The organism is Rhizobium leguminosarum, assembly GCF_004123835.1.
Taxonomy (GTDB): Bacteria; Pseudomonadota; Alphaproteobacteria; order Rhizobiales; family Rhizobiaceae; genus Rhizobium; species Rhizobium leguminosarum_M.
Map to the genome: position 1 here is coordinate 329,504 of NZ_MZMU01000012.1, position 15,021 is coordinate 344,524.

Here is a 15,021-nt window from a genome sequence, read left to right on the forward strand (position 1 = left end):
GTGGAATATACCTGCGAAACTATTGATTCTTAGGAATGTCGTGTCCATCTCCTTGGTATGACGACCTAGAGCCTGTGGCATTAACCTTGAATGGAGGGCCCATGCTGAGCGAATCCGTATTTGATGCGTTCACCCGCAGCTATGATGCGCGTCGCGAAACCGATATGTCGATCGCGGAATATCTCGACCTTTGCAAAAAGGAACCGCTTGCCTATGCCAATGCGACCGAGCGCCTGCTCGCCGCGATAGGCGAACCGCAGATGGTCGACACCGCCAGGGACACGCGCCTCGGTCGGATATTCATGAACCGGACCATCCGGATCTATCCGGCCTTTGTCGGCTTCCACGGCATGGAAGAGACAATCGAACGCATCGTTTCCTTCTTCCGGCATGCAGCGCAGGGGCTCGAGGAGCGCAAGCAGATCCTCTATCTGCTCGGCCCGGTCGGCGGCGGCAAGTCATCGCTGGCCGAGCGGCTGAAGCTGCTGATGGAGCTTCATCCGATCTACGTGCTGAAGGCGGGTGACGAGATCAGCCCCGTTTTCGAAAGTCCGCTCAACCTCTTCGACCCGGACACGATGGGATCGCTCCTGCAGGAGCAATACGGCATTCCCCTGCGACGCCTAAGCGGACTGATGAGCCCGTGGTGCCTGAAGCGGCTCGATGATTTTGGGGGCGATATTTCCCGCTTCCGTGTCGTCAGAGTACAGCCTTCGCGGTTGCGCCAGATCGCGATCGCCAAGACCGAGCCTGGAGACGAGAACAATCAGGATATCTCGTCGCTGGTCGGCAAGGTCGATATCCGCAAGCTGGAGACTTATTCCCAGAACGATCCGGATGCCTACAGCTATTCTGGCGGCCTCAATCGCGCCAATCAGGGCGTGCTCGAATTCGTCGAGATGTTCAAGGCGCCGATCAAGATGCTGCATCCGCTGCTGACGGCGACGCAGGAGGGGAACTATATCGGCTCCGAGAATATCGGCGCCATACCCTTCTCCGGTATCGTCCTTGCGCATTCGAACGAAGCGGAGTGGCAAACCTTTAAGGCCAACAAGAACAACGAAGCGTTCATCGACCGTATTTGCGTGATCAAGGTGCCCTATTGCCTGCGCGTCACGGAAGAGCAGAAGATCTACGAAAAGCTGATCGAGGGATCGGAACTCGTCGATGCGCCATGTGCGCCCGCGACGCTCGAAATGCTGGCCCGCTTCTCCGTGCTTTCGCGTCTGCGCAAGCATGAGAATTCGACATATTTCTCGAAGATGCGCACCTATGACGGCGAGAGCCTGAAGGAGACGGATCCGCGCGCCCGCAGTGTCCAGGAATATCGGGATGCCGCCGGCATCGACGAGGGTATGGACGGAATATCGACCCGCTTCGCCTTCAAGGTGCTCGCCTCCACATTCAATCACGACACCACGGATATCGGCGCCGATCCCGTTCATCTGATGTATGTTCTGGAGCAGTCGATCCGCCGCGAGCAGTTTTCCGACGATGTCGAGAAGCGATATCTGGAATTCATCAAGGCCGATCTTGCGCCGCGTTACGCAGAGTTCATTGGAAATGAAATCCAGAAGGCCTATCTTGAGTCCTATGCGGATTACGGACAGAATCTGTTCGACCGCTACGTGGATTATGCCGATGCCTGGATCGAAGACGTGGACTTCAAGGATCCCGATACCGGCCAGCTTCTCGACCGCGAGCTCCTTAACCAGGAACTGACGAAAATCGAAAAGCCGGCTGGAATCGCCAATCCGAAGGATTTCCGTAACGAAATCGTCAAGTTCTGCTTGAGATCGCGGGCAGCCAACGTCGGAAAGAATCCGTCATGGACGAGCTACGAGAAAATCCGGGAAGTCATCGAAAAGCGAATGTTCTCGCAGGTCGAAGATCTTTTGCCGGTCATTTCCTTCGGATCGAAGAAGGATTCCGAAACGGAAAAGAAGCACAGCGAATTCGTCTCGCGCATGGCCGCGCGGGGTTACACCGAGAGGCAGGTTCGACGCCTTGTGGAATGGTACATGCGCGTCAAACAGGCAAGTTAATGCGGAGCCATTATGCACATTGTCGACCGGCGGCTAAATCCGCGCGGTAAAAGTCTGGAAAATCGGCAGCGGTTCCTTCGACGCATGAAGGGCGCCGTGCAGCAGGCGGTAAAACGTTCTCTGCAAAACCGCAACATTCGCGATGTGCTCGACGGCGGGGAAATCAGCCTGCCGATCGACGGAATGGCTGAACCGAACTTGAGAAGGGGCGACGGCGGCATTCGCGATCATATCCTGCCTGGAAACCGGGCCTTCGTCGAAGGCGATATTCTTCCGCGCCCGCCCGGCGGCAAGGGCGGGAAGCCAAAAGACGCGGGTGAGGGTGACGGCGAAGACGGCTTCCGTTTTGTGCTGACGCGCGAGGAATTCCTCGATGTGTTCCTGGACGATCTGGAACTGCCCGACCTTGCCAAGCGGCGCCTGGCCGAAACTGAGGAGGAAACTCCCTTCCGTGCCGGTTATTCCGTGTCGGGATCGCCGTCCAACATCGCCGTCGGTCGCACTACCAGGCTCGCGATGATGCGCCGTGTCGCGCTTCACCGTCCGCGCCGCGAAGAAATCGAAGCCCTGCAGCGGCAGATCGAGGAATGCGAAGACGACGAGAGCCGGCTGGCGCTTGAGGCAAAACTCAAATCTCTGACGGAAAAAAGCCGGCGCATTCCCTATATCGATCCGCTCGACGTCAGGTATCGCCGCTTCGAAAACGAGCCGAAGCCTGTGGCGAAGGCCGTGATGTTCTGCTTGATGGACGTCTCCGGTTCCATGTCGGAACACATGAAGGACCTGGCGAAGCGGTTTTACTTGCTGCTCTACCTTTTCCTGTCGAAGCGCTACAAGAAAGTGGAGATCGTCTTCATCCGCCATACCGACAAGGCCGAGGAGGTCGACGAGGAAACCTTCTTCTATGGCCCGGCAACGGGCGGCACGCTGGTTTCCAGTGCGCTAGCGGCAATGCGGACGATCATCGCGGCGCGTTTCGATCCGGCGGAATGGAATATCTATGGCGCCCAGGCCTCGGACGGCGACAACGCCCATTCGGACGGGAACCTGAGCGGACAGCTGCTGCGCGAGATTTTGCCGCTGTGCCAGTATTTCGCCTATATCGAAGTCGGCGAAGAAGGCGGTGACTCCTCGGTATCCCGCTCACCGCTTTGGATGCTCTATGACGGGATCCGTTCCGAACTGCAGCCGCTTTCGATGCGCAAGGTCTGCCGGCGAAACGAAATATTCCCTGTTTTCCACGATCTCTTCCAGAAACGTGACGCACAGTCGAAGGTGACGCCATGACTATGACGATGAGGCCACGAGAGCGGCTGTTGTTCGAGGGGGCCGACTGGGATTTCGCAACGCTGCAGCGCATCCACGACGCCTGCGAGGAGATCGCGCTCGGCGAACTCGGCCTCGACGTCTATCCGAACCAGATCGAAGTCATCACCTCGGAGCAGATGCTCGATGCCTATTCCTCGACCGGCATGCCGCTCTTCTACCGCCATTGGTCCTTCGGCAAACACTTCGCGCATCACGAAACCTTCTATCGCCGGGGGATGCGCGACCTCGCCTATGAGATCGTCATCAACAGCTCTCCCTGCATCTCCTACCTGATGGAGGAAAACACGGCGACGATGCAGACGCTCGTCACCGCGCATGCGGCCTTCGGCCACAACCACTTCTTCAAGAACAACTATCTCTTCAAGCTCTGGACCGATGCGGAGGGCATCCTCGATTACCTCGATTTCGCCAAGGGTTATATCACCCGCTGCGAGGAACGTTACGGCGAGGCGGCCGTCGAGCGCACGCTTGACGCAGCCCATGCGCTGATGTCGCACGGGGTGCATCGATACGCGGGCAAGACCACCATCGATCTTCGCCAGGAGGAGAAGCGGCAGCAGGAGCGCCGCGCCCACGAGGAGCAGATGTTCAACGACCTGTGGCGCACGGTTCCCGTCGGCAAGGCTCGGAAGGCGGGCGACAGCGGCCTGGAAAAGCGCCGCGCCGCCCTAGGTCTTCCGCAGGACAACATCCTATACTTTCTGGAAAAGTCGGCGCCGCGGCTGCAGCCGTGGCAGCGCGAGATCCTTCGCATCGTCCGGCATGTCGCGCAATATTTTCATCCCCAGCGGCAGACCAAGGTGATGAACGAGGGAACCGCCACCTTCGTCCACTACCAGATCATGAACCGGCTTCACGAGCGGGGGCAGATCAGCGACGGAAACTTCCTCGAATTCCTGAAGTCGCACGCCAACGTCGTGTTCCAGCCGAGCTATGACGACCGGCGGTTCTCGGGCTTCAATCCCTATGCGCTTGGCTTTGCGATGATGCAGGACATCGAGAGGATCGTCACGACGCCGACGGAAGAGGACCGCGCATGGTTTCCCGATATCGCCGGACGAGGCGATGCGATGGCGGTCCTGCGCGACATCTGGGCCAATTACCGGGACGAGAGCTTCATCAGCCAGTTTCTGAGCCCGAACCTGATCCGGCAGTTGCGACTGTTCCATCTCTACGACGATCCGGAACAGACCGAGGGGGTACTGGTTTCGGCGATCCATAATGAGCGTGGATACCTGCGCATCCGCCGCCAGCTCTCCCGCGAATACGATATCGGCTGGACCGATCCGGCAATCGATATCGTCGATGTCGACCTCGCCGGCGACCGCCGCCTGTTGCTGCAACACATCGTCATGAATGGCTGCTATCTTCAGGAAAATGACACGAAACTCGTCCTGCAGCATCTCGCCGATCTCTGGGGCTATGACGTGTTGCTTCAGGAAATCGACAGTTCCAGCACGGTGGCGAGAGAACACGCGGCGAGCCCGCGCAAGATCGTTCAGTGATCCAGCTTTTTTTCTGAGGCCCCGGACTTCTTGCTCGCCGCTGGCTAGCGGTATATATCATGATAGCTATCGCAATGCGGAGGCCATCATGGCAACTAGAACAGCCAAGATTTTTACGACCGGCCGCAGCCAGGCAGTCAGGCTCCCTGCGGAGTTCCGCTTCGAGGAGAGCGAGGTGTTCGTCCGTCGTGATCCGAAGACCGGCGATGTCATTCTGTCACGCAAGCCGGATTCGTGGGATGGTCTCTTTGAGCTTTATGGCAAGGATCAGGTTCCGGACGATTTCCTGGGGCCAGACGATCGCCGCCAGCCTTCGCATGACCGTGATCCGTTCGAGGGCTGGAAGGAATGACGGCCTGGATGCTCGATACCAATATGGTGAGCCATGTCATCAAGGGCGATCGGCCGGAGATCATCGGCAGGTTGGCCGCGCTTCCGATGGAGGACATCGTCATCTCATCGATCACCGAAGGGGAGCTGTTCTACGGTCTTGCCAAGCGAGGCTATCCGAAGGCGCTGTCGGAACGGATCCGCCAATTCCTGCTCCGGGTCGACGTTCTCCCTTGGGATAACGATGTCACGCGAACTTATGGCGACCTGCGCGCTGCTTGTGAAGCCAAAGGCGTGACTCTGGCGCCCCTCGATATGATGATTGCCGCTCATGCCGTTGCAACTACCGCAACCCTCGTCACGCGCGACAAGGCTTTTGCTCGTGTTTCGGAGCCTTTGAAGATCGATGACTGGGCGAATGAAGAAAGTTGAAACGTCCACGCCGCCTCTGATGCCCGGAAAACGCGGGTCGACGATCAGCAATTATCGGTGGTAACGAACACAAAGGCTTAGTAACTTACCGCCGTTGCAATAGCCCATGATCTCCAATCGACCAGTTTCAGCCTTTGCAGCGATCTTTCCCGGCGGCGGATAGCGCGGAGACGAGAGACCATGAGTGAAACGCGGCGCAAGCTGACGACGATCTTCTGTGCTGACGTGCAGGATTATACGCGGCTGATGGGGGCTGATGAGGAGGGGACGCTTGCAAGCCTGAAGCGCTGCCGGGAAGCGATGGGGCGCCTGATCGAAAGCCATGGTGGCCGCGTCATCAATACCTGGGGCGATGGGCTGATCGCCGATTTCCCGAGCGTCGTCGAGGCGGTGCGCGCGGCCGTCGACACCCAGAACGAACTCGCGGGTTTCAACGCCCGCCGCCCGGCCGACGGTCGCATGCTCTTCCGCATCGGCATCAATCTCGGCGACGTAATCGTCGAGGGCGACGACATCTATGGCGACGGCGTCAACATCGCCGCGCGGCTGCAGACGTCGGCTGCGGCAGGCGGCATCGTGATATCGAGCACCGTCTATGACCAGGTCCGCAACAAGGTGGCGGTCGGCTTCGAGTTTCTCGGACCGCTGATGGTGAAGAATGTCGATGAAGGCGTGCCGAGCTACGCGGTGAAGATCGGCGATGCCAGGGACGAGACGCCATCTGCAGAACGATCCGGCCCCGCGCGGCTGCAGCCGGCGCCAGTTATGGCGGCCGCTAAGGCCGGCACAACCCCAGCACCGGGCGGACACAGGCTGTATGGCGTGCTCGGCATCATCGCCGCCGTCCTGATCGGCATCAATCTTTTATCGTGGCAGGGCGTTTTCTGGGCGCGCTTTCCGGTGCTTGCGCTAGCTGTCGTCGCGGCGCTCGCCTGGAACCGCGATCAGATCCTGTTCAACCGCAAGATCACCTTGCTGGCGATCCTGGCGCTTGGCCTTGCCGGCATCAACCTCTTCACCTGGACGGGGCAGTTCTGGGCGGTGTGGCCGATACTGGGGATTGCGGCTGTCATGGGCGTGCGGTGGTCGATCCGTCGATAGGCATCCAACCCGCATCCTCAGGGATTTTGTACGGTATCTTGCTCGACAATCGGCGGGATCAAAGACACGGGCCAGTGTTCATTCAAGCAAAAGTGAGCGGCCGGGTTATTTCCATTCTTTGCTGATATTACAAATCGGTAATGCCGGCTGCTTATGCTTGCCGGTAAGCTGTAAACGCGCGATATTGTCGCATCAGACGGGAGTCTCGATCCCGCAGCGCCTCTTTCGACCGACCCTGGTCCAACCTCGAGTCCCTCCGGAGACGTGAATGGCCTTTTGGAAGCAGTTTGTACTTTCGCTCATCGTCATTATTGCCGGCTTTGCCGCGTGGGTTTTTTTCGTGCCCGGCGCCGGCGATACGATGCGCGATGCAGGCATTCCAGACAGCATCGTCTCCAAGATCGCGCCGAAGGCCGAGGAGACGGCCGATGCCGACGCTCCCGCCCGGGCGCAAGGGCAGCAGCGTGGCGAGGGACAAGGGCAGGGACAGAACCGCCGCAATGGCGGCGGGCGCAACAACACCATTCTCGTCGCGACGCAGGCCGTCGTCCAAGGGATCGTCAACGACCGGCTGAACGCCATCGGCACGGGTGATGCGATCCGTTCGGTCGCGGTCACGCCGCAGGCATCCGGCACGATCCGCGAAATCCTCATCAAGTCGGGCGACAGGGTGAAGGCCGGCCAGGTGCTGGCCAAGCTCGACAGCGAGGAGCAGGTGATCGCCCGCGGCCAGGCTGATGTGGCGGTCAAGGCCGCCGTCGAGAAGTCCAATCTCTATCACAACATCAAGTCTAGTGTGTCGCGCATGGACGTGTTCGATTCGGAGATCGCCGAGCAGGGCGCGCGGCTGCAGCTGCAGGCCGCCGAGCTCAATCTCGCCCGGCGCAACATCACCGCGCCGATCGACGGCATCGTCGGCATCGTGCCGGTCAATATCGGCGACAACGTCACGACGAGCATCCCGATCGTCACGCTCGACGATCGTTCGGAAATCCTCGTCGACTACTGGGTGCCGGAGCGCTTCGCCAATACTGTGTCGGTCGGCCAGCCGGTCGAGGCGATGTCTGTGGCAAGGCCGGGGCAGGTGTTTTCGGGCGTGGTCGAAGCCGTCGACAACCGCATCGACGCGGCAAGCCGCACGCTTCGTCTGCGCGCCCGGATCGACAACAGTTCCGATGAGCTGCGTGCCGGCATGTCCTTCAGTGTCAGCATGAAATTTCCTGGCGACAAATATCCGGCTGTCGACCCGGTCTCCGTGCAGTGGGATTCGCAGGGCTCCTTCGTCTGGCAGGTCAATGACGACAAGTCGCATAAGGTGCGGGTCAGCATCGTGCAGCGCAACCCGGATTTCGTGCTCGTCAAAGCCGATCTCAAGGACGGCGACGTGATCGTGACGCAGGGCCTGCAGCGCGTGCGTGAGGGTGGGGCGGTGCGCGTGAGCGCCGATGTCGCCGCGACTGCGGAGGTCGCCACCCAATGAACGTGACCGAGATTCATCAGGACAGGGCGTCGGGCAAGCAGAGCTTCACCGCACTTTTCGTTCGCCGGCCGATCCTGGCGCTGGTGTTCAACACGCTAATGGTCGTTGCCGGCCTTGCCGCCTATGTCGGCGTCGAGGTGCGCGAACTGCCCGATGTCGACCGTCCCGTCGTCACCGTGCGCACCACCTTCGACGGCGCATCGCCGCAGACGATCGACCAGGAACTGACCAAGGTGATAGAGGGGGCGGTCGCGCGCGTCAGCGGCCTGAAATCGATTTCGTCGACCTCGTCCTTCGGTCAGAGCCGGGTGACGCTGGAATTCTCGGATGCGATCGATCTCTCGGTCGCCGCCAACGACGTGCGTGACGCGATCGGCCGCATTACCCAGAACCTGCCCGACGAAGCGGATGCGCCGCAGATCGTCAAGGCGGATTCGGATTCCTCGGCGATCATGCGCCTTGCCGTCACCTCCACTAATCTCAACATGGACGACCTGACCCAGCTCGTCGAAAACGAGGTGATCGATCGCCTCGCCTCCGTCGACGGGGTTGCCGACGTCGAGGAATATGGCGACCAGGAGAAGGTCTTCCGCGTCGATGTCGACCAGGGGGCTCTTGCCAGCCGCGGGCTGACCATCGGCGACCTGACGAAGGCACTCGACAATGCCGCACTCGACGTGCCGGCCGGCTCGCTGAAGAGCAATACGCAGGATATCGTGGTGCGCGCCACCGCCAACCTGCAGACCCCGGCGGATTTTTCCAACGTCATCCTGCAGGACCGCGTCAGGCTGGGCGACGTCGCGACGGTGATGCTTGGGCCACGCGACGGCGAAACGGCGCTGCGCTCCAACGGCAAACCGGGCATCGGCCTCGGCATCATCCGCCAGGCGCAGTCGAATACGCTGAACATATCGACCGGCATCAAGGCGGCCGTCGACCAGCTGTCGAAGACGCTGCCCGAGGGCACGACGATTGCCATCACCAGCGACGATGCAGTCTTCATCCAAGGCGCGATCCACGAAGTGGTGCTGGCGCTAGTGCTCGCCGCCGTCATCGTCACCGCCGTCATCTACCTCTTCCTGCGCGACTGGCGGGCGACGCTGATCCCGGCGGTCAGCATGCCAGTGGCGCTGATCGGCACGCTGGCGGCGATCTACATGGTCGGCTTCTCGATCAACATCCTGACGCTGCTTGCGATCGTGCTGGCGACCGGCCTCGTCGTTGACGATGCGATCGTGGTGCTCGAAAATATCGTACGCCGGCGCTCCGAAGGCATGGGACCGCGCGCTGCTGCCGTGCTCGGAACGCGCGAGGTGTTCTTCGCCGTCATCGCCACGACGGCGACGCTGGCGGCGGTGTTCATTCCGCTCTCCTTCCTGCCGGGACAGGTCGGTGGCCTCTTCCGCGAATTCGGCTTCGTGCTCGCCTTCTCGGTCGGTCTGTCGTCGATCGTGGCGCTGACGCTGTGTCCGATGCTCGCCTCGCGCATGCTGACCAAACCGATGATCGAGGATCACGGCGCACTCGGCCGTTTCGGCGCAGCGCTTGCCGATCTCTACAAATGGGCGCTGCACGGCTGTCTCAACGCGCCCTTCGTCGTCATCCTGTTCTCGGTGATCTTTGCCGGTGCGGCACTCGTCGCTTTCTCGATGGTGAAGAGCGAGCTGACGCCCGAAGAGGACCGGTCGATGGTGATGATGCGGCTGACGACGCCGCAGGGATCGAGCCTCGAATATACCCGCGACAAGATGCAGCTCGTCGAGGAATATCTGCAGCCGCTGGTCGATGGCGGCGACATTCGCAATATCTTCTCGATCTCAGGGCAGGGCGGTTCGCTGAACAGCGGCTTCATGGTGCTGACGCTCGCCCCCTGGGGAGAGCGTGACAGGACGCAGACGGAAATCGTCGGCGATATCAACCAGGCAGCCTCCAGGGTGCCGGCCTTGCGCGGCAATGCTATCTCATCGAACAGCCTTCGCATCCGCGGCGCCGGCAGTGGTCTGCAGATGGCGCTGATCGGCAATGATCACGAGGCGCTGACGGCGGCGGCCGCCAAGCTGGTTCAGTCGCTCGAGGCCACCGGCCAGTATGATACGCCGCGCCTGACCAGCGAGCCCAGCCAGGCGCAGGTATCGGTGGCGATCGATCGCGAGCGCGCCTCGGATCTCGGCATCGACATAACCGGGCTTTCGACGGCAATCCAATCGCTGCTCGAAGGGCGCTCGGTGGTCGACGTCTTCGTCGACGGCGAATCCTATCCCGTGCTTCTGACCTCGACGACGCGGCCGATCGACGATCCGACCGACCTCGAGAACGTGTTCCTGAAAACCGGCGACGGCAAGATCGTGCCGATGTCGGTCATCGCCACGATGAAGGAAGGGTCGGTCGCGCCGCAGCTCAACCGCGAGCAGCAGCTCGCCTCCGTGGCGATCACCGCCGGCCTCAGGAACGGCATGTCGCTCGGCGATGCCGTCAAGCAGGCGACTGATCTCGCCGAGCCGCTGCTGCCGCCAGGCTCCCGCCTGTTGCCGCTCGCCGAGGCGGCGACGCTCGAAGAGAATTCGAGCGGCATGGCGCTGACCTTCGGTTTCGCCATCGTCATCATCTTCCTGGTGCTGGCCGCGCAGTTCGAAAGCGTGCTGTCCTCGCTGATCATCATGTCGACGGTGCCGCTTGGTCTTGCCTGCGCCGTCTTCGCACTTGTTATCACCGGCTCCAGTCTCAACATCTACAGCCAGATCGGTCTGGTGCTGCTCGTCGGCGTCATGGCGAAGAACGGTATCCTGATCGTCGAATTCGCCAATCAGCTGCGCGACCGGGGCGAGGATGTGCGGTCCTCGATCGAGAAGGCCTGCGCGCTGCGCCTTCGCCCTGTGATGATGACGATGATCGCCACCATCCTCGGCGGCGTGCCGCTGGTGTTTGCGCATGGCGCCGGTGCGGAAGCGCGCATCGCGCTCGGCTGGGTGATCGTCGGTGGCCTCGGTTTCGCGACGCTGGTGACGCTGTTCATCACGCCGGTCGCCTATCTGCTGCTTGCCCGCTTCGCCAAGCCGCACGCCCACGAGGAAGCGCGCCTGCACGAAGAGATGTCTGTTGCCACACGGGCGCGCGCCGCACCCGACGACGAGCAGCTACAGGCCGCCGAATAAGGTTTTCATCCAATTTTGAAACGCCGCCGGATCTCCTCCTGCGGCGTTTCTTATGGTGTATGAAACCTTGCGAAATAAGATAAATTACTTTTGAAGTTTAGTCGTTTGTTAAGCATAAACGGCAATGATTGTTACCAGTAACCGACTGGTCTTCTTCGTTTCTTGAAGGCTGCAATGCGCTGGAGTTTCAGCGACCCCGGACATGAATGTCCGTGCGGCACGGTTCATTTTTAGTTCAGTTTGCGGCTGTTGTGTTTTGGAGTTTAGTCCCGTGAGTATTTATCAGCGCGTCTCCGTGGATGCGGCGCTTTATGTGCTGCGCGATATCAATCGGAATATGACGGTCACGCAAAACTACATCACGACAGGTATGCGTGTCGCAAAAGCCAGCGACAACGCCGTCTACTGGTCGATCGCCACCACCGCGCGGACCGACAATAAAGCGGTTTCGGCCATCCAGGATGCGCTCGGCATGGCCGCAGCGACGATGGGAACGGCCTATACCGGCGTTCAGAGCGTCATCGACGTCGTCTCCGAGATCAAGGCCAAGCTGGTCGCCGCGACCGAAGACGGCATCGACAAGAACAAGATCAACGAAGAGATCAAGCAGTTGCAGGAGCAACTGCGCAGCGTTTCGGAATCGGCGACCTTCAACAACGACAACTGGGTGGTCCTCACCAACGATACGACGCCGACGCAGCCGCGCCAGATCCCGGCCTCGTTCATCCGCAACGCCGACGGCACGATCTCGATCGGCATGCTGAGCTACCATATCGACAATACGCCGGTGGGAGCGACGACCTCCAAGGACGCGCGCTACCTGATCGACGACCGTGCCACCGGTTCCGGCGAATACGGGGTGCTGACATCGGCCTATTTCGCCACCGAACTCGGTGCTGCGCAGAACTACGTGCTGATGACGAGCAAGAACGGCACCACCACCGGGCAGGTGGTGATCTCGGTGACATCAAGCACGACGAAGGGTCAGATCGGCCAGATGATCAGCGTCGTCGATGCCGCGCTGACGCAGCTGACGACGGTCGGTTCGGCCTTCGGCGCGCTGGAAAAGCGCATCAACCTGCAGAACGACTTCGCCACGAAACTGCACGACAACATCACCGCCGGCATCGGCCGGCTTGTCGATGCCGACATGGAGGAGGAGTCGAGCAGGCTGCGGGCGCTGCAGACGCAGCAGCAGCTCGGCCTGCAATCGCTGAACATCGCCAACGCCACCTACGACACCGTGCGGCAGCTGTTTCAGAATTTTTAAAGAGGCGGGTCATCCAGCCACTCGCCCTCGTGGTTCGAGACGGCCCTTGGGCCTTCTCACCATGAGGGCTGATCGTCGTAGCCTGCCGCATCTTGCGGGACGTCGAGCGCTGCCAATTCGCGAAAACTGGTGATATCAGCGCATCGCTGCAACATGGCTGCTGTTTCGGCGTCTGAAATTCCCCTATCAAGGGAAAATCTTCATTTTCTTGCCGCAATCCTTGCCATTTGCTCGCATCAGCTTTGAACGGAGACCGTCCTGTCCATGATCAAGAAATTCATACTTCTGGCTGTCGCAGCAAGTTATCTCAGCGCCTGCACGACGACCGATCCCTATACCGGTGAACAGAAGGTTTCCAATACGGCCGGCGGCGCGGCGCTCGGCGCGCTGGGCGGTGCTCTCGTCGGCGTGGCTGTCGGCGGCGGTGGCCACGGCAAGCGTAATGCGGCGTTGATCGGCGCAGGCGTCGGGGCTCTCGCCGGCGGTGCGATCGGCAATTACATGGACCAGCAGGAATCCGAGCTTCGCGCCCAGCTCGAAGGCACCGGCATTTCGGTGACCCGCAACGGCGACAACATCATCCTCAACATGCCGTCGAACATCACCTTCGACGTCGATCAGGACGCGGTGAAGCCGGGCTTCTATCCGACGCTGAATTCGGTGGCGATCGTGTTGCGCAAATTCAACCGGACGCTGATCGACGTCAACGGCCATACGGATTCGACCGGCAGCCTGCAGCACAATCAGGACCTGTCGCAGCGCCGCGCACTCTCGGTTGCCGATTATCTCGGCGGCCAGGGCATCGACCAGCGCCGCGTCTCCGCCGTCGGCTTCGGTCCGTCGCAACCCGTTGCCTCCAATGCGAGTGAGGCCGGCCGCGCGCAGAACCGCCGCGTCGAGATCCAGATCGCGCCGATCACGCAGGGCTGAACCAAATTTACTGCCTTTGAAACGGCCGGGCTAAGCCCGGCCGTTTCTGTTAGTGCTGCATCGTTGCGCCCTTGGTGATCTTGTCGACGATCTTCTTTTCGGCGCGCAGCGCGATGCCGACCACCTTGGCGTCTTCGGGCGCAAATTCTGCGAAGACGGCGCGGTTGGCCGCGTCGTGGGCGGTCGCAAACATCTCCTCGATGAACAGCGAGCTGGTGATATCGCGCTCCAGCGCGCGGCGGTGAACGGCTGACATCGTCGCCTCGTCGGCGGAGAGCACAATGATCGGCTGGATCGATAGGGGATTGTAGAGATTGCCGGCGCGGTCCCTGTAGGCTTCGCCGATGATCTCGGGATGCCGGCCGGCGATGCCTGTCATCAGGAAGGCGGTGACGTTCAGCTTCTGCCAGCCGGCAAGATTGTTTCGCAGGACGACGGCAATTTTGGTATCAAACATCGGACGGTCTTTCACCTATTACGGGTTATGGAGTATCGGGCGCGTTGAACCAGGACTTACATCCGCAGGTCTTCGAAGGTCTTGAACGTTTGTGCGCGGGACCATCCGGCAACGCCATCTTGGCTGCGCCGGCCTTTCCCGGCATCGAGCGCATCGAGGCGCAGTTCTCAGGCAATGCTTTCGAGCCGCACCGACACGACACCTATGCACTCGGCGTGACTCTGAAGGGGGTTCAGACCTTCCGCTATCGCGGCGAGCGGCGCTTCAGCCTGCCAGGACAGGTGATCGTGCTGCACCCCGATGAGGAGCATGACGGCGGGGCGGGGACCGAGGATGGGCTGCAGTACCGCATGCTCTATCTGGAGCCGTCGCTGCTTCTTGAATGCCTGAAGGCGGATGGCGTCGGCCTGCCTTTTGTCGATGAACCCGTGATCGGCGATCCCGCGCTAGCGGGCGTGCTGCTGGCAGCACTTGGCGAACTCGACCGCGAACTGGACGCGCTTTTCGTCGACGATTTCGTATCGCAGGTGACGGGCGGGCTGTCACGGCATGCGCGCATGCCGCCGCGGCCGCTGGGCCTCGTCGCGTGGCGGCAGGCGCGGGCAGCGCGGGATTATCTTGAGGCACATGCGACCCGGGCAGTGAATTCCGGCGAGCTTGAGGCGGTGACGGGTCTCGACCGTTTTGCGCTGTCGCGGCATTTCCGGGCGGCCTTTGCCACCAGCCCGCATCGCTACCTCCTGATGCGGCGGCTGCAGCGGGCGCGGGCGATGATCGGTGCGGGTGAGGGGATTTCCGATGTGGCGGCGGCGACCGGCTTTGCCGACCAGAGCCATCTCAACCGCCATTTCAAGAAGGCCTACGGCATGACTCCCGGCCAATGGGCAGCACTCGCGCACAACCGCAAGCAGGGCTCTAAAGCGCGTCGCGTCGATCCGGATTCATGCGACGCGCTTTAAGTCTTTGATTTATGCATGTCGTTATCCCAAA

General features: G+C 60.9%; 12 protein-coding genes. 11 read left to right on the plus strand and 1 reads right to left on the minus strand.

Features of this window, described 5'->3' with window-relative positions; all coding sequences use genetic code 11:
* The first annotated feature begins 101 nt into the window (after positions 1-101).
* The 10 genes from B5P46_RS18335 to B5P46_RS18380 all read left to right on the plus strand — a co-directional run bounded on the left by B5P46_RS18335 (position 102) and on the right by B5P46_RS18380 (position 13,574).
* Positions 102-2,045, plus strand: coding sequence for a PrkA family serine protein kinase (locus tag B5P46_RS18335; protein WP_129419942.1), 1,944 nt, complete (start codon positions 102-104; stop codon positions 2,043-2,045).
* A gap of 12 nt (positions 2,046-2,057) precedes the next feature.
* Positions 2,058-3,332 (plus strand): YeaH/YhbH family protein, encoded by a 1,275-nt coding sequence (locus tag B5P46_RS18340; RefSeq protein WP_129419943.1) that lies wholly within the window; start codon positions 2,058-2,060, stop codon positions 3,330-3,332.
* A complete protein-coding gene (locus B5P46_RS18345) occupies positions 3,329-4,879 on the plus strand; it encodes a SpoVR family protein (RefSeq protein ID WP_129419944.1) in 1,551 nt (516 codons plus the stop codon). The genes B5P46_RS18340 and B5P46_RS18345 overlap by 4 nt, the downstream gene beginning before the upstream one ends.
* An 88-nt stretch (positions 4,880-4,967) precedes the next feature.
* Positions 4,968-5,231: an antitoxin gene (locus B5P46_RS18350; protein WP_027664288.1), complete on the plus strand. Its 264-nt coding sequence runs from the start codon at positions 4,968-4,970 to the stop codon at positions 5,229-5,231.
* Positions 5,228-5,641, plus strand: a complete 414-nt coding sequence (locus B5P46_RS18355) for a type II toxin-antitoxin system VapC family toxin (protein ID WP_129419945.1) — start codon at positions 5,228-5,230, stop codon at positions 5,639-5,641. Before B5P46_RS18350 ends, B5P46_RS18355 begins: the two co-directional genes overlap by 4 nt.
* Before the next feature lie 180 nt (positions 5,642-5,821).
* On the plus strand, positions 5,822-6,742 hold the full coding sequence (locus tag B5P46_RS18360; protein WP_129419946.1) for an adenylate/guanylate cyclase domain-containing protein: 921 nt from the start codon (positions 5,822-5,824) through the stop codon (positions 6,740-6,742).
* Positions 6,743-7,010: 268 nt separating this feature from the next.
* Positions 7,011-8,222, plus strand: a complete 1,212-nt coding sequence (locus B5P46_RS18365) for an efflux RND transporter periplasmic adaptor subunit (protein WP_129419947.1) — start codon at positions 7,011-7,013, stop codon at positions 8,220-8,222.
* Positions 8,219-11,374 carry an efflux RND transporter permease subunit gene (locus B5P46_RS18370; RefSeq protein ID WP_129419948.1) on the plus strand — a complete coding sequence of 1,052 codons (3,156 nt, stop codon included), beginning with the start codon at positions 8,219-8,221 and terminating at the stop codon, positions 11,372-11,374. The genes B5P46_RS18365 and B5P46_RS18370 overlap by 4 nt, the downstream gene beginning before the upstream one ends.
* A 271-nt stretch (positions 11,375-11,645) precedes the next feature.
* Positions 11,646-12,644: a flagellin gene (locus tag B5P46_RS18375; RefSeq protein WP_129419949.1), complete on the plus strand. Its 999-nt coding sequence runs from the start codon at positions 11,646-11,648 to the stop codon at positions 12,642-12,644.
* Between the two features lie 264 nt (positions 12,645-12,908).
* Positions 12,909-13,574, plus strand: coding sequence for an OmpA family protein (locus tag B5P46_RS18380; RefSeq protein ID WP_129419950.1), 666 nt, complete (start codon positions 12,909-12,911; stop codon positions 13,572-13,574).
* Between the two features lie 49 nt (positions 13,575-13,623).
* Here the strand turns inward: B5P46_RS18380 and B5P46_RS18385 are convergent, their stop codons facing one another.
* A complete protein-coding gene (locus B5P46_RS18385; RefSeq protein ID WP_129419951.1) occupies positions 13,624-14,031 on the minus strand; it encodes a DUF2000 family protein in 408 nt (135 codons plus the stop codon).
* Between the two features lie 44 nt (positions 14,032-14,075).
* On the opposite strand from B5P46_RS18385, the gene B5P46_RS18390 reads away from it, so the two are divergent.
* Positions 14,076-14,990: an AraC family transcriptional regulator gene (locus tag B5P46_RS18390; protein WP_129419952.1), complete on the plus strand. Its 915-nt coding sequence runs from the start codon at positions 14,076-14,078 to the stop codon at positions 14,988-14,990.
* The last annotated feature ends 31 nt before the right edge of the window (positions 14,991-15,021 follow it).